The organism is Thauera sp. SWB20 (assembly GCF_000831325.1).
Classification (GTDB): domain Bacteria; phylum Pseudomonadota; class Gammaproteobacteria; order Burkholderiales; family Rhodocyclaceae; genus Thauera; species Thauera aminoaromatica.
Window position 1 is genome coordinate 41,119 of record NZ_JTDM01000020.1, and the last position, 14,109, is coordinate 55,227.

Below are 14,109 nucleotides of genomic sequence, written 5' to 3' on the forward strand. Positions count from 1 at the left end.
CATGAGCATGAATCGACGCGAATTCATCAAGAACAACGCGATCGCCGCGGCGGCCGCCACCGCCGGCATCGGGATCCCGGTCGTCGCCGAGGCGCAGCAGCCCGGCGCGGGCGGCACCAAGGTGCGCTGGGACAAGGCGGCCTGCCGCTTCTGCGGCACCGGCTGCTCGGTGCTGGTGGGCGTGCAGGACGGGCGCGTGGTCGCCACCCAGGGTGATCCGGACTCGCCGGTCAACCGCGGCCTGAACTGCATCAAGGGCTACTTCCTGTCCAAGATCATGTACGGCGAGGACCGCCTTACCAAGCCGCTGCTGCGCATGAAGAACGGCCAGTTCGACAAGAACGGCGAGTTCACGCCGATCTCGTGGGAGCAGGCCTTCGACATCATGGAGCAGAAGTGGAAGAAGGCGATCAAGGAGCACGGCCCCGACTCCGTCGCCATGTTCGGCTCGGGCCAGTGGACGGTGTGGGAGGGCTATGCCGCCTCGAAGCTGATGAAGGCCGGCTTCCGCACCAACAACCTCGATCCCAACGCGCGCCACTGCATGGCGTCGGCGGTGGCCGGCTTCATGCGCACCTTCGGCATCGACGAGCCGATGGGCTGTTACGACGACATCGAGAACGCCGACACCTTCGTGCTGTGGGGCTCGAACATGGCGGAGATGCACCCCATCCTGTGGAGCCGCATCACCGACCGCCGCCTGTCCAAGCAAGGCTGCCAGGTGCACGTGCTGTCGACCTTCGAGCATCGTTCCTACGAGCTCGCCGACAACCCGATGATCTTCGTGCCGCAGACCGACCTGGCGATCCTCAACTACATCTGCAACTACATCATCCAGAACGGCAAGGTGAACAAGGCCTTCGTCGAGCGCAACGTCAAGTTCAAGATCGGCGAGACCGACATCGGTTTCGGCCTGCGCCCGAACCATGTGCTGGAAGCCAAGGCCACGAGCAACGGCTACCCGGGTGCCGAGGGCAAGCCCAAGGGCGACACCGGCGCGGCCAAGGACATCAGCTTCGACGAGTTCGCCAGGTTCGTCTCGGAGTACACCGCCGAGAAGGTGTCGAAGCTTTCGGGCGTGCCGGAGGATCGCCTGGTAAAGATGGCCGAGCAGTATGCCGACCCGAACCGCAAGGTGGTGTCGTTCTGGACCATGGGCTTCAACCAGCACACCCGCGGCACCTGGGTGAACAACATGATCTACAACGTCCACCTGCTCGTGGGCAAGATCTCGGAGCCCGGCAACAGCCCGTTCTCGCTCACCGGTCAGCCCTCGGCCTGCGGCACCGCGCGCGAGGTCGGCACCTTCGCCCACCGCCTGCCGGCCGACATGGTGGTCACCAACCCGATGCACCGCGCGCTCACCGAGGAATTGTGGAAGCTGCCCGAGGGCACGATCCCGCCCAAGATCGGTCTGCATGCGGTGGCGCAGAGCCGCGCGCTCAAGGACGGCAAGCTCAAGTGCTACTGGACCACGACCACCAACAACATGCAGGCGGGCCCCAACGTCAATGACGAGATCTACCCGGGCTGGCGCAACCCGGAGGCCTTCGTGGTGGTGTCCGACGTCTATCCGACCGTCTCCGCGCTGTCGGCCGACCTGATCCTGCCGTGCGCGATGTGGGCCGAGAAGGAAGGCGCCTTCGGCAACGCCGAGCGCCGCACCCAGTTCTGGCGCCAGCAGGTGTCGGCGCCGGGCGAGGCCAAGTCCGACCTGTGGCAGTACATCCAGTTCGCCAAGCGCTTCAAGGTCGAGGAAGTGTGGCCGGAGGAGCTCGTCGCCAAGAAGCCCGAGTACCGCGGCAAGACCCTGTACGACGTGCTCTACGCCAACGGCCAGGTGAACAAGTTCCCGCTCGCCGACGTCGAGAAGGCCAACGGGCATGCGATTCCGGGCTACATGAACGACGAGTCGAAGGAGCTCGGCTTCTACCTGCAGAAGGGCTTGTTCGAGGAGTACGCCGCCTTCGGTCGCGGCCACGCCCACGACCTCGCCGACTTCGACGTCTACCACAAGGCGCGCGGCCTGCGCTGGCCGGTGGTGGACGACAAGGAGACCCTGTGGCGCTTCCGCGAGGGCTATGACCCGTACGTGAAGGCGGGCGAGGGCGTGAAGTTCTACGGCCACAAGGACAACAAGGCGGTCGTGTTCGCGCTGCCCTACCAGGATCCGCCCGAGATGCCCGACGCCGAGTTCGACATGTGGCTGTGTACCGGCCGCGTGCTGGAGCACTGGCACACCGGCTCGATGACCCGGCGCGTGCCCGAGCTGCACCGCTCGGTGCCCGAGGCACAGATCTTCATGCACCCCGAGGACGCGCAGAAGCGCGGCCTGCAGCGCGGAATGGCGGTCAAGGTGGTGTCGCGGCGCGGCGAGATCGTCGCCCGCCTGGAGACCCGCGGCCGCAACAAGCCGCCGGTCGGGCTCATCTTCGTGCCCTTCTTCGACGAAGGCCGGCTGGTGAACAAGCTCACGCTCGACGCCACCTGCCCGATCTCGAAGGAGACCGACTACAAGAAATGCGCGGTGAAGGTCCTTAAGGTCTGATGAGAGGAGGCGCGAGTCCGGCCCCCGCCGACCGGGGGGACGCGCGGAGGGCGGGGCTCGCGATGCTGATGAACGACAAGGTGCAATCGACCGGACGCGTTGAACCCGTCGCTCCGGCTTCGCGCCGCCGCTTCCTCAAGGATGCGGCGGGCGTCGCCGGCGGTGCGGGTCTGCTCGCGCTCGGTGCCGGGATGTACGCGAAGCAGGCGTCGGCGTTGCCGGCGACGGCCATCCGTCCGCCCGGCGCTCTCCCCGAAGACGCTTTTCTCGCGGCCTGCGTGCGCTGCGGCCTGTGCGTGCGCGACTGTCCCTACAAGACCCTGAAGCTGGCCGAGTTCGGCGACGGGGTGGCGACGGGCACGCCGTACTTCGAGGCGCGCGACATTCCCTGCGAGATGTGCGAGGACATCCCCTGCGTGGTGGCCTGTCCGACCGGCGCGCTCGACCGTGCGCTGGTCGATATCACCAAGGCGAAGATGGGGCTGGCGGTCCTGATCGACCAGGAGAACTGCCTCAACTTCCTCGGCCTGCGCTGTGACGTGTGCTACCGGGTGTGCCCGGTCATCGACCAGGCGATCACTCTCGAGCGCATGCACAACCCGCGCTCCGACCGTCACGCGATGCTGCTGCCGACCGTGCATTCCGAGCACTGCACCGGCTGCGGCAAGTGCGAGAAGGCCTGCGTGCTGCCCGGCGAGGCGGCGATCAAGGTGTTGCCGATCAAGCTGGCGCAAGGCTCGAAGGCCGAACACTACCTGCGTGGCTGGGAAGAGAAGGAGGCCGCCGGCAAGTCGCTCATCGGCGACCAGGTCGAGCTGCCGGTGCGCGGCCTCGAAGGCAAGGCCTACGGTGACACTCGGGTCGAACCCGGGCAAGGGCCGGTCCAGGCGCCCGCGCAGGTGCCGGATTACGTTCCCGCGAAGCCGGCGGGCGGTGGTCTCGACTCGGGGTGGAAGCCATGAGTGCGCGACTCGGCGCCGGCGGCGTGCCGGAACGCAAGGTCCCGCCCACCAGCGTGCGCGGCGCCGCGATGCGCGGCGTGGTCGCACGTCCCGGGCGCGAGGCGGTGGAGGCGAAGGGCTGGCTGCGCGCGCACAAGTGGCTGCTGCTGCGGCGCGCGTCGCAGCTCGGCATCCTCGCACTCTTCCTCGTCGGGCCATGGCTGGGGTGGTGGATCGTCAAGGGCAACCTGTCGTCCAGCCTCACCCTCGGCGTGCTGCCGCTCACCGACCCCTTCCTGGTCGTGCAGCAGCTCGCCGCCGGGCACTGGCCCTACCGGGAGGCGCTGCTCGGCGCCGGCATCGTGCTCGCCTTCTATCTGCTCTTCGGTGGGCGGCTGTTCTGCTCGTGGGTGTGTCCGGTCAACCTCGTCACCGACGCCGCCGCCTGGTTGCGCCGGCGGCTGGGCCTCAAGGGTGGCAAGGTGCCGTCGGGCAGCACGCGCTACTGGCTGCTCGGCTTCGTGCTGGTCATCGCGGCGGCGACCGGCTCGCTGGCGTGGGAGTGGGTGAATCCGGTGTCGATGTTCCACCGCGGCCTGATCTTCGGTTTCGGACTGGCCTGGGGCATCGTCGGCGGCATCTTCTTCTACGACCTGCTCATCGCCCCGCGCGGCTGGTGTGGCCACCTGTGCCCGCAAGGCGCCTTCTACGCCCTGCTCGGACGCGCCGCCGTCGTCAAGGTCTCGGCCGCCAAGCGCAGCGCGTGCAACGACTGCATGGACTGCTTCGCCGTCTGCCCCGAGCCCCAGGTCATCCGGCCCGCGCTCAAGGGCGTAGGCCAGGACCACCCCCTCATTCTGGATGCCGACTGCACCACCTGCGGACGCTGCGTGGATGTGTGCGGCAAGGACGTTTTCCGCATTACGACCCGATTCAACAGGAGCGAGTCATGAACAAACAAACCCGAAATCTGGTGCTCGCGCTCGTCGCCGCTGTCGGCTTCGGTGCCATGGTGCCGCCCGCGGCGATGGCGCAGGCGGTGAAGAGCATTCGCGGCGCCGACGTGGCCGAGCAGGAGCTGCAGGTCGGCAACTACAAGCCGATTCCCGACCAGGCGCCGATCGAGCGCGACTACGTGCAGCAACCGCCGCTGATCCCGCACAAGGTGGAGGGCTACGAGGTCACGATCAACTTCAACAAGTGCATGGACTGCCACGCCTGGAGCCGCTACAAGGAGTCGGGCGCCACCAAGGTCAGCCTGACCCACTTCAAGGATCGTGACGGCGGCGAACTGTCGAACATCTCGCCGCGCCGCTATTTCTGCATGCAGTGCCATGTGCCCCAGACCGACGCCAAGCCGCTGGTCGGCAACAAGTTCCAGCGCGCGGAAGGCCTGCGCTGAAGAATCGACACACGGGGATCGACATGACCGACAACAACAAGAGCCTGATGCAGCGCATCCGCGGTGCGGGCTGGGGCGCCATCGTCCTGCTCGTCGCCGCGGGCGTGGTGTTCTGGGGGGGCTTCAACTGGGCCCTGGAGATGACCAACACGGAGAAGTTCTGCATTTCCTGTCATGAGATGGAGCAGAACGTCTTCAAGGAGTATCGCAACACCATCCACTACCAGAACCGCACCGGGGTGCGCGCGACCTGCCCGGACTGCCACGTGCCCAAGGAGTGGGGCCCGAAGATGATCCGCAAGATCAAGGCCTCGCGCGAGCTCTACGGCAAGGTGATGGGCACCATCGACACGCCGGAGAAGTTCGCCGCCGAGCGCCTGCGCCTGGCGCAGAACGAGTGGAACCGCATGAAGGCGAACAACTCGCAGGAGTGCCGCAACTGCCACAACTACGAGTATTTCGACTACTCGGTGCAGGGCCGTCGCTCCAACCAGATGCACCAGGCCGGCTTCGCCGAGGGCAAGACCTGCATCGACTGCCACAAGGGCATCGCGCACTCGCTGCCGCCGGTCGACCAGCACATCGGCGCGCCGCGCGAAGGCGTCGCTCCCGAGGTGATGCACCCGCCCGCGAAGAAGGACTGAGCTGCGCCGCAGCCCCCGCCCCGCGCTGCGCCGCATCGAGCGGTGCGCCGCGGGGCGCGCCTTTCCGGTGTGTGCCGGGATGGCGCATCCCGGGCCGCCTGTGTTCCAATCCGTCCCCATGCTCGAAGTCGAAAGTCTCGCCTGCCTGAAAGGCGATCGCCTGCTGTTCCGCGACCTCGCCTTCCGCCTCCAGGCGGGTGGCCTGCTGCGCGTCGCCGGGCCCAACGGGGTCGGCAAGACCAGCCTGCTGCGCCTGGTCACCGGGCTGGCGCTGCCCGAGGCCGGCGAGATCCGCTGGCGCGGCGAGTCGATCCGGCGCGCGCGCGAGGCCTTCCACGGCGACCTGCTCTACCTCGGCCACGCCGCCGCGCTCAATGACCTCCTCAGCCCGCTGGAGAACCTGCGTTTCGCCTGCGCTGCCGCCGGCGACGCGGTCGACGCGGAGGACTGCGTGCAGGCCCTGCAGCGCATCGGCCTCGCCGACCAGCTCGACCTGCCGGCGCGCGTGCTGTCGCAGGGCCAGCGCCGCCGCGTCGGCCTGGCGCGGCTGTTCCTGTCGAACGCGCGCCCGCTGTGGGTGCTCGACGAGCCCTTCACCGCGCTCGACGTGCGTGCGGTCGCCGATCTCGCCGCCACGCTCTCGCAGCACTGCGAAGCGGGCGGCATGGTGATGCTCACCACCCACCAGGACGCGCCCTTCGCGCGCCCGCCCGAGGTGCTCGACGTCGGAGTCTTCGCATGCTGAGCACCTTCCTCGCCGTGCTGCGGCGCGACCTGCTGCTGGCCTGGCGCGGGCGCGCCGACGTGCTCGTCACGCTCGCCTTCTTCATCATCGTGGTGTGCCTGTTCCCCTTCGGCGTCGGCGCCGAGCCCAACCAGCTGCGCGCGATCGCGCCCGGCGTGCTGTGGGTCGCGGCGCTGCTCGCCTGCCTGCTTTCGCTGCATCGCCTGTTCGCGCAGGACTACAGCGACGGAACTCTCGAGCAGCTTCTCCTGTCTAGCGAGCCGGCTGCGCTGTGGGTGATGGCCAAGGTGCTGGCGTTCTGGCTCAGCACCGGCCTGCCGGTGGTGGCGGTGGCGCCGGCCATGGGGCTGCTGCTTGACCTCGAACAAGGCGGGCTGCCGGTGCTGATACTAAGTTTGCTGCTCGGCACGCCCATCCTCGCGCTGCTCGGTGGGGTCGGCGCGGCGCTGACCCTCGGGCTGCGCGGCGGTGGCATGCTGCTGGCCCTGCTGGTGCTGCCGCTGTTCGTCCCGGTGCTGATCTTCGGTGCCGGCGCGGTCGAGGCCGAGCTGTCGGGTAGCGGTGCCGCCGCCCATCTGCTGCTGCTCGGCGGTGGTCTGGCGGGGGCGCTCGCGCTGGCGCCGGTGGCGTGCGCGGCAGCGCTCAGAATTTCAACCGATTGACGACATCGCCGCGCTCCCAGGCGGGCGCGGCGGGCCGAGAAAGCGAAGCCTCGAAGCATGACGAATCCCGAACGCGGTCGCAGCCTGCTGCGGTTTGCTGCACCGCAGAACTTCTATCCCCTCGCCGGTCGTCTCGCGCCCTGGTTCGCCGCGAGCGCCGTCGTCCTCACCGCGGTCGGGCTGTGGCTCGGCTTCTTCGTCGCCCCCACCGACGCCACCCAGGGGCAGGTCTATCGGGTGATCTTCATCCACGTGCCGGCGGCCTGGATGTCGATGTTCATCTACCTCGTCATGGCCTTCTGGTCGGCGGTCGGGCTGGTCATGAACACCCGCCTGTCCTTCGTGATGAGCCAGGCGCTCGCCCCCACCGGGGCGATGTTCTGCTTCGTCGCGCTGTGGACCGGCGCGCTGTGGGGCAAGCCCACCTGGGGCGCCTACTGGGTGTGGGATGCGCGCCTGACCTCGCAGCTGCTGCTGCTCTTCCTCTACTTCGGCTTCATCGCGCTCACGCGCGCGATCGAGGATCCGCGCCGCGCCGACCGCGCCGGCGCAATCATCGCGCTGGTGGGCGCGGTCAACGTGCCGATCATCTACTTCTCGGTGCAATGGTGGAACACCCTGCACCAGGGCGCCTCGGTGAGCCTCACCAAGGCGCCGTCGATGGCGACCACCATGCTCACCGGCATGCTCGTGATGGCGCTGGCGTCGTGGGCCTACACCCTCGCCGTGGTGCTGTGGCGGGTGCGGCCGATGATCCTCGAGCGCGAGCGCCATACCGAGTGGGTCGGTGCCGAGCTCGAGCGCGCCGCGAGGCTTTCGCAAACCGCCGGAGGGCGTGCCTGATGCAGCAGTGGGAGAGCTGGTCCGCGTTCTGGGACATGGGCGGCGCCGCCTTTTACGTGTGGGGCAGCTACGGCCTCGCGTTCGCGTTGATCGCGCTGGAACTCGTGCTCGTGTTCCAGCGTCGGAAGGACACCACCCGTCGCCTGCTGCGCTGGCGCCGCGCGGTGGGCAAGGATGCAGGCAAGCGTAACGGCGAAGGCACGATGCCCGCCATGGAGTCGGAAACATGAAAGCCCGTAGCAAACGTCTGATGCTGGTCGGCGGCGGGGTGGCCCTGCTGTTCGCCGCGGTCGCCCTGGTGCTGAGCGCCTTCCAGCAAAACCTGGTGTTCTTCCATACGCCGACCGAGGTCTCCGAGGGCAAGGCGCCCACCGGCAAGACCTTCCGCATCGGCGGCATGGTCGAGGACGGCTCGATCCAGCGCGAGGCCGACGGTGTCACCGTGCGCTTCGCGATCACCGACACCGCCAGGGTCATCCCGGTGACCTACAAGGGCACGCTGCCCGACCTCTTCAAGGAGGGCAAGGGCGCGGTGGTGCAGGGCAAGCTCGAGGGCGGCGTGTTCCGCGCCACCGAAGTGCTCGCCAAGCACGACGAGAACTACATGCCGCCGGAGGCCGCCCACGCCGTGGAACAGGCCCAGAAGGCCGCCCAGACCTTGAGCCAGTGACATGATTCCCGAACTCGGACACTTCGCCCTCATTCTTGCCCTGGTGCTGTCGCTGGTGCAGGCGGTCGTGCCGCTGGTCGGCGCGCAGCGCAACAGCTCGGCGCTGATGGCGGTCGGCCGCCCGGCCGCTCAGGGGCAGTTCTTCTTCATCCTGTTCAGCTACTTCTGCCTGACCTGGGCCTTCATCCAGAGCGACTTTTCCGTCCAGCTCGCGGCCACCAACTCGCACAGCGCCACCCCGCTGATGTACAAGATCACCGGCGTGTGGGGCAACCACGAGGGCTCGCTGCTGCTGTGGGCGATGTCGCTGTCGCTGTGGACGGTCGCGGTGACGGTGTTCTCGCGCCACCTGCCCGACGCCTTCCTCGCCCGCGTGCTGGGCGTGCTCGGTCTGGTCAGCGCCGGCTTCATCTCCTTCACCCTGGTCACCTCCAACCCCTTCGACCGCCTGCTGCCGGCCGTCGCCGAGGGCCGCGACCTCAACCCGCTGCTGCAGGACCCGGGGATGATCATCCATCCGCCGCTGCTCTACATGGGCTACGTCGGCTTCTCGGTGGCCTTCGCGTTCGCGATCGCGGCGCTGCTGTCGGGACGGATGGATGCCGCCTGGGCACGCTGGTCGCGGCCGTGGACCACGATCGCCTGGGTCTTCCTCACCGCCGGCATCGCGGTCGGCTCGGGCTGGGCCTACTACGAGCTCGGCTGGGGGGGCTGGTGGTTCTGGGATCCGGTCGAGAACGCCTCCTTCATGCCCTGGCTGCTCGGCACCGCGCTGATGCACTCGCTCGCCGTCACCGAGAAGCGCGGCGCCTTCCGCAGCTGGACGGTGCTGCTGGCGATCGGCGCCTTCTCGCTGTCGCTGCTCGGCACCTTCCTGGTGCGCTCGGGCGTCATCACCAGCGTGCACGCCTTCGCCACCGACCCCAGGCGCGGCCTCTACATCCTCGCCCTGCTCGTGATCGTGATCGGCTTCTCGCTGCTGCTGTACGCGATGCGTGCGAACAAGCTCATGGGCGGCGGCAGCTTCGGCCTGGTGTCGCGCGAGACCGCCCTGCTCGCCAATAACGTCCTGCTCACCGTGGCCTCGGCCTCGGTGCTGCTCGGCACGCTGTATCCGCTCTTCCTCGACGCCCTCGGCCTCGGCAAGATCTCGGTCGGGCCGCCCTACTTCGAGGCGGTGTTCGTGCCGCTGATGACCCCGGTCGTGGTGCTGATGGTGTTCGGCCCCTTCCTGCGCTGGAAGGACGACGAGCTCCTCGCCGAGGTGCGCCGCGTGGCGCCCGCCTTCGTCGCCAGCGTGGCGATCGGCGTCGGCAGCGCGTGGGCGGTGGATCACCTCACCTGGCGCACCGCGCTTGGCCTCTCGCTCGCGGCCTGGGTGGTGCTCGCCAGCCTGCAACTGCTCGTCCGCCGCCTCGGCGAGCGCGCCGGGGCCTCGGCCGGTTCGCGCCTGCGTTCGATCACCGCGTCGTGGTGGGGAATGTGGCTCGCCCACTTCGGCATCGGCATCTTCATCATCGGCGTCACCATGGTGGGCAGCCTGGACCGCCACCTCGACGTCAAGATGAAGGAAGGCCAGCACGCCGAGCTCGCCGGCTACACTTTCGTCTTCCGTGGCGCGGTGGATGCCGACGGCCCCAACTACGACGCCGCGCGCGGCAGGATCGAACTGCTGCGCGACGGCCGCTCGCTCGACATGCTCACTCCCGAGAAGCGCGTCTATCTCGCCCAGGGCATGCCGATGACCGAGGCCTCGCTCGACATCGGCGTGTTCCGCGACGTGTACGTCTCGCTCGGCGAACAGCTCGAGGACGGCGCCTGGATCGTCAGCCTCTACTACAAGCCCTTCATCAGCTGGATCTGGGCAGGTTGCGTGTTGATGGGCCTCGGAGGCGTGTTCGCCGCCGCCGACCGCCGCTATCGCCGCCTGGCCGCGCGCGACGCCGCCGCGGCGGTGGGCAGTCGCGTCGCCGCCTGAGTTCGACCTGGGAAAACCATGAAAGCCAAGTTTCTCGTACCGCTGCTGCTGTTCTTCGGCCTCGCCGGCTTCCTCGCCTTCGGCCTCACCCTCAACCCGCGCGAGGTGCCCTCGCCGCTGATCGACAAGCCGGCGCCGAACTTCCGCCTCGCCCGTCTCGACCAGCCCGAGCAGACCTTCGCGCTCGAGGAGATGCGCGGCCAGGTCTGGCTGCTCAACGTGTGGGCCTCGTGGTGCGTGGCCTGCCGCCAGGAGCACCCGGTGCTGGTACGCATGGCCGCGCAGAAGCTGGTGCCGGTGGTCGGCCTCAACTACAAGGAAGTGCGCGGCGACGGCGCGATCAGCACCCGCGGCATGGCGCTCGAGGCCGAGACCACGATGGCGATCGAGCGCGCACGGCGCTGGCTCGCCGATCACGGCAACCCCTACCTGCTCTCGGTGCTCGACATCGACGGCCGCGTCGGCATCGACTTCGGCGTGTATGGCGTGCCCGAGACCTTCCTGATCGACCGCGAAGGCCGCATCCGCTACAAGCACATCGGCCCGATCACTCCCGAGTCGCTGCAGACCCAGATCATGCCCAAGGTCGAGGAGCTGCGTCGTGCCGGCTGATCCCAAGCTCGTCCCGTCCGGGCTCCACGGCCTGCGTCGCGTGCTCGGCGTCGGCGCGCTCGCCGCGCTGATCGCCGCCCCGCTCCATGCCGCCACGGCCGAAGGCGGCCCGGCCATCACCCCCGCCGGCATCGCCACCGCGAGCGACCCGGGCGTCGCCCCGGCGGTCGCCGCCGATCCCAAGCTCGAAGCCGACATGATGGAGCTGTCGCACAAGCTGCGCTGCCTCGTCTGCCAGAACCAGTCGATCGCCGAATCCAACGCGCCGCTCGCGGTGGACCTGCGCAACCAGGTGCGCGAACAGCTCGCCGCGGGCAAGGACAAGGACGACGTGATCGACTACCTCGTGGAGCGCTACGGCGACTTCGTGCTCTACGAGCCGCCCTTCAAGGCTGTGACCGGGCTGCTCTGGGTCGGGCCGTTCGCCCTGCTGCTGGGGGGCGCCGGCTGGCTGGCCTGGCGCCTGCGCCGGCGCCGCAGCGAGATCGCCGCCGAGGGCGCGCTCAGCGCCGCAGACCGCGAGCGCGCGCGTGCGCTGCTCGCCGGCGGCGGGGACGCCGCCTGGAATCCCGCATCCCCGGAGTCCCGCAAGTGACCGCCTTCCTCGTTTTCGCCGGCCTGCTCGTGGCCGGCGCGTTGCTATTGATCCTGCCGCCGCTGCTCGGCTACGGCCGCCGCAGCCAGGCGCAGATGCGCCAGAGCGCGATGGTGCTGACCGTGCTGCGCGAGCAACTCGCCGATCTCGACGCCGAACTCGCCGAGGGCCGCATCGACGCCGCGACCCATGCGAAGAGCCGCGAGGAGCTCGAGCGCCGTGCCCTCGAGGAGGCCGAGGTGGCCGCCGAGACGGCCGACAGCGCCGACCGCCGGCCGAGCAAGGCGTGGGCGCTCGCCACCGGCCTCGCCATCCCCGCGCTTGCCGTCGGCACCTACCTGATGATCGGCGAGCCCGCCGCGCTCGACCCGAAGAACGTCGAGGGCCAGCAGGGCTTCACGCAGGAGCAGGTCACCGAGATGGTGGGCAGCCTGGAGAAGCACCTCGCCGCCAACCCCGACAATGCCGAGGGCTGGGCGATGCTGGCGCGCACCTACCTGGTGCTGAAGGACTTCCCCAAGGCTGCCGCCGCCTACGAACGCCTCGACAAGCTGGTGCCCAACGACCCCGACGTGCTCTCCGACTGGGCCGACGTGGTCGCCGCGCAGACCGGCAAGGTCGGGAGCGATGCCGAGGCGCTGGTGCTGCGTGCGCTCGAGGCGGAACCGAAGCATCCCAAGGCGCTGGCGCTGGCTGGCACCGCCGCCTACCAGCGCGACGACTTCGCCGCCGCCGCCGCCTACTGGGAGCGCATCCTCGCCCTGATCCCCCCGGGCGACGACGTCGCGCGCGGCGTGCGCGCGAGCATCAACGAGGCGCGCGCGAAGGCCGGCATGGCGCCGCTCGCCACCAACGAAGGCAATGCCGCGCCGCCGCCGGCCTCGCCGCTCAAGGTCGCCGGCCGCCTGCAGGTCGAGGGCGCGCTCGCCGGCCAGGTCGCGGCCGAGGACGCGGTGTTCGTGTTCGTGCGTGGCCCGGCCGGCGGCCCCCCGCTGGCGGCGCTGCGCTTCAAGGGCAGCGAGCTGCCGGTGAATTTCGACTTCGACGGCGCGAGGCTGATGATGGGCGACGCCGCGGTGCCCGAGCGCGTCGTGATCGCGGCGCGCGTCTCCAAGGGTGGCGATGCCACCGCACGCCCCGGCGACCTCGAGGGCGTCAGCGCTCCGGTGGCGCCGGATGCCGAAGGCGTGACGGTGACGATCGATCGGGTACGGGAGTGAGGCGTCGGGTGCGAGGCGTCGGGGGCAAGGAGCAAAACCTCCGCAAGCTGCGCTGAGAGGCTTCAGGAAGCCGGTGGACGCTCGATCGCCCGCCGCAGCTGACGCCTCGCTCCCTACGCCTTGCCTCCCACGCCTCGCGCGTCCGCATACTCCAGCCGCACCCGCTTCACGTTGCACAGCAGCTCGTAGCTGATCGTGCCCGCGGCCTGGGCGATGTGGTTGATCGGCACCTGCTTGCCCCATAGCTCGACCTGGCTGCCCAGGCCGGCCTCGGGCAGCGCGGTGAGGTCGATCGTCAGCATGTCCATCGACACCCGGCCGATGATCCGGCTCGCGCGGCCCTCCACCGCCACCGGGGTGCCGTCGGGCACCACGCGCGGGTAGCCGTCGGCGTAGCCCATCGCCACCAGGCCGACCCGCGTCGGGCGTTCGGCGACGAAGCGGCCGCCGTAGCCGAGCGCCTCGCCGGACGCGATCTCGCGCACCGCCATCACCGCGCTCTCCAGCGTCATCACCGCACGCAGGCCGTTGCCCTCGGCGGGCATGGGATCCGCCCCGTAGAGCAGGATGCCCGGGCGTGCCCAGTCGCGGCGCGCCTGCGGCCAGGCCAGGATCGCTGCCGAGTTGGCCACGCTGCGCGCGCCGGGCAGGCCGGCGGTGGCGGCCTCGAAGCGCTGCAACTGTTCCAGCGTGGTCCCGAGCTCGGGCTCGTCGGCGCGCGCGAAGTGCGTCATCAGCACGATGCGTCCGACCTTGCCGCTCGCCTGCAGGCGCCGCCAGGTCCGCGCCACCGCGTCGCCGACGAAACCGGCGCGGTTCATGCCGCTATTGACCTTCAGCCACACATCCACCGGTGCGGCGAGCGGCGTGCGCTCCAGCATGCACAGCTGCTCCTCGTGGTGAACGACCATCCACAGCCGCTGGCGCGCCGCCTCGGCGAGCTCGTCGGCGGCGAACACGCCCTCGAGCAGCAGGATGGGGGCATCGATGCCGCCCGCGCGCAGCTCCAGCGCCTCGCCGAGGAAGGCTACCGCGAAGCCGTCGGCCTCGTCGCGCAAGGCCTGCGCGCAGCGCAGCGCGCCGTGGCCATAGGCGTTGGCCTTGACCACCGCGAGCGCCCGCCCGCCGTGGCGCTCGCGAGCGAGAAGATAGTTGTGGCGCAGGGCGGAGAGGTCGATGAGGGCGCGGGCGGGACGCATGGCGGGGATCGGAAGGGGTGGAAAGGCAAAATGGTGCGGGGAATTCGCCA

The 14,109-nt window shown here is 69.4% G+C and carries 15 protein-coding genes; 14 read left to right on the plus strand and 1 reads right to left on the minus strand.

The annotated features are described in order from the left end of the window. Position 1: 1 nt before the first annotated feature. From napA to ccmI, 14 genes are all read left to right on the plus strand, one after another. A complete protein-coding gene (gene napA / locus PO78_RS14210) occupies positions 2 to 2,548 on the plus strand; it encodes a nitrate reductase catalytic subunit NapA (protein ID WP_043744683.1) in 2,547 nt (848 codons plus the stop codon). A 62-nt stretch (positions 2,549 to 2,610) separates the two neighbouring features. Then, complete coding sequence (gene napG, locus PO78_RS14215) at positions 2,611 to 3,510, plus strand: ferredoxin-type protein NapG (RefSeq protein ID WP_004314194.1); 900 nt, start codon at positions 2,611 to 2,613, stop codon at positions 3,508 to 3,510. After that, entirely contained in the window at positions 3,507 to 4,442 is a 936-nt protein-coding gene (gene napH / locus PO78_RS14220) for a quinol dehydrogenase ferredoxin subunit NapH (RefSeq protein WP_004314196.1), read from the plus strand. Before napG ends, napH begins: the two co-directional genes overlap by 4 nt. Beyond that, positions 4,439 to 4,891 carry a nitrate reductase cytochrome c-type subunit gene (locus PO78_RS14225; RefSeq protein WP_004314198.1) on the plus strand — a complete coding sequence of 151 codons (453 nt, stop codon included), beginning with the start codon at positions 4,439 to 4,441 and terminating at the stop codon, positions 4,889 to 4,891. Before napH ends, PO78_RS14225 begins: the two co-directional genes overlap by 4 nt. Before the next feature lie 23 nt (positions 4,892 to 4,914). Beyond that, positions 4,915 to 5,535, plus strand: a complete 621-nt coding sequence (locus PO78_RS14230) for a NapC/NirT family cytochrome c (protein WP_004314200.1) — start codon at positions 4,915 to 4,917, stop codon at positions 5,533 to 5,535. Positions 5,536 to 5,653: 118 nt separating this feature from the next. Then, positions 5,654 to 6,280 (plus strand): cytochrome c biogenesis heme-transporting ATPase CcmA, encoded by a 627-nt coding sequence (ccmA, locus tag PO78_RS14235; protein WP_012586284.1) that lies wholly within the window; start codon positions 5,654 to 5,656, stop codon positions 6,278 to 6,280. Beyond that, the gene (gene ccmB / locus PO78_RS14240) at positions 6,274 to 6,942 is read left to right on the plus strand and encodes a heme exporter protein CcmB (RefSeq protein ID WP_004314203.1); all 669 of its coding nucleotides are present in this window, start codon (positions 6,274 to 6,276) and stop codon (positions 6,940 to 6,942) included. Before ccmA ends, ccmB begins: the two co-directional genes overlap by 7 nt. A gap of 57 nt (positions 6,943 to 6,999) precedes the next feature. Then, positions 7,000 to 7,785 carry a heme ABC transporter permease CcmC gene (ccmC, locus tag PO78_RS14245; protein ID WP_043744685.1) on the plus strand — a complete coding sequence of 262 codons (786 nt, stop codon included), beginning with the start codon at positions 7,000 to 7,002 and terminating at the stop codon, positions 7,783 to 7,785. Further along, positions 7,785 to 8,015: a heme exporter protein CcmD gene (ccmD, locus tag PO78_RS14250; RefSeq protein ID WP_004314207.1), complete on the plus strand. Its 231-nt coding sequence runs from the start codon at positions 7,785 to 7,787 to the stop codon at positions 8,013 to 8,015. Before ccmC ends, ccmD begins: the two co-directional genes overlap by 1 nt. Continuing rightward, positions 8,012 to 8,455 (plus strand): cytochrome c maturation protein CcmE, encoded by a 444-nt coding sequence (ccmE, locus tag PO78_RS14255; protein WP_012586283.1) that lies wholly within the window; start codon positions 8,012 to 8,014, stop codon positions 8,453 to 8,455. Before ccmD ends, ccmE begins: the two co-directional genes overlap by 4 nt. 1 nt (position 8,456) lies before the next feature. Further along, the gene (locus PO78_RS14260; protein ID WP_012586282.1) at positions 8,457 to 10,433 is read left to right on the plus strand and encodes a heme lyase CcmF/NrfE family subunit; all 1,977 of its coding nucleotides are present in this window, start codon (positions 8,457 to 8,459) and stop codon (positions 10,431 to 10,433) included. An 18-nt stretch (positions 10,434 to 10,451) separates the two neighbouring features. Next, on the plus strand, positions 10,452 to 11,045 hold the full coding sequence (locus PO78_RS14265) for a DsbE family thiol:disulfide interchange protein (protein WP_004314212.1): 594 nt from the start codon (positions 10,452 to 10,454) through the stop codon (positions 11,043 to 11,045). Continuing rightward, positions 11,035 to 11,640, plus strand: a complete 606-nt coding sequence (locus tag PO78_RS14270) for a cytochrome c-type biogenesis protein (protein ID WP_197068783.1) — start codon at positions 11,035 to 11,037, stop codon at positions 11,638 to 11,640. Before PO78_RS14265 ends, PO78_RS14270 begins: the two co-directional genes overlap by 11 nt. Next, a complete protein-coding gene (gene ccmI / locus PO78_RS14275; RefSeq protein ID WP_043744690.1) occupies positions 11,637 to 12,860 on the plus strand; it encodes a c-type cytochrome biogenesis protein CcmI in 1,224 nt (407 codons plus the stop codon). Before PO78_RS14270 ends, ccmI begins: the two co-directional genes overlap by 4 nt. Before the next feature lie 113 nt (positions 12,861 to 12,973). Here the strand turns inward: ccmI and alr are convergent, their stop codons facing one another. Beyond that, the gene (gene alr, locus PO78_RS14280; protein WP_043744692.1) at positions 12,974 to 14,059 is read right to left on the minus strand and encodes an alanine racemase; all 1,086 of its coding nucleotides are present in this window, start codon (positions 14,057 to 14,059) and stop codon (positions 12,974 to 12,976) included. Positions 14,060 to 14,109: the final 50 nt, after the last annotated feature.

What these genes read in the sequence shown, in the direction of transcription:
- napG (WP_004314194.1), top strand. Translation starts at nt 2,611, where the DNA reads ATGCTGATGAACGACAAGGTGCAATCGACCGGACGCGTTGAACCCGTC.
- ccmE (WP_012586283.1), top strand. Translation starts at nt 8,012, where the DNA reads ATGAAAGCCCGTAGCAAACGTCTGATGCTGGTCGGCGGCGGGGTGGCC.
- ccmC (WP_043744685.1), top strand. Translation starts at nt 7,000, where the DNA reads ATGACGAATCCCGAACGCGGTCGCAGCCTGCTGCGGTTTGCTGCACCG.
- PO78_RS14260 (WP_012586282.1), top strand. Translation starts at nt 8,457, where the DNA reads ATGATTCCCGAACTCGGACACTTCGCCCTCATTCTTGCCCTGGTGCTG.
- ccmA (WP_012586284.1), top strand. Translation starts at nt 5,654, where the DNA reads ATGCTCGAAGTCGAAAGTCTCGCCTGCCTGAAAGGCGATCGCCTGCTG.
- alr (WP_043744692.1), bottom strand. Translation starts at nt 14,059, where the DNA reads ATGCGTCCCGCCCGCGCCCTCATCGACCTCTCCGCCCTGCGCCACAAC.
- ccmB (WP_004314203.1), top strand. Translation starts at nt 6,274, where the DNA reads ATGCTGAGCACCTTCCTCGCCGTGCTGCGGCGCGACCTGCTGCTGGCC.
- PO78_RS14225 (WP_004314198.1), top strand. Translation starts at nt 4,439, where the DNA reads ATGAACAAACAAACCCGAAATCTGGTGCTCGCGCTCGTCGCCGCTGTC.
- PO78_RS14265 (WP_004314212.1), top strand. Translation starts at nt 10,452, where the DNA reads ATGAAAGCCAAGTTTCTCGTACCGCTGCTGCTGTTCTTCGGCCTCGCC.
- ccmD (WP_004314207.1), top strand. Translation starts at nt 7,785, where the DNA reads ATGCAGCAGTGGGAGAGCTGGTCCGCGTTCTGGGACATGGGCGGCGCC.
- napA (WP_043744683.1), top strand. Translation starts at nt 2, where the DNA reads ATGAGCATGAATCGACGCGAATTCATCAAGAACAACGCGATCGCCGCG.
- napH (WP_004314196.1), top strand. Translation starts at nt 3,507, where the DNA reads ATGAGTGCGCGACTCGGCGCCGGCGGCGTGCCGGAACGCAAGGTCCCG.
- PO78_RS14230 (WP_004314200.1), top strand. Translation starts at nt 4,915, where the DNA reads ATGACCGACAACAACAAGAGCCTGATGCAGCGCATCCGCGGTGCGGGC.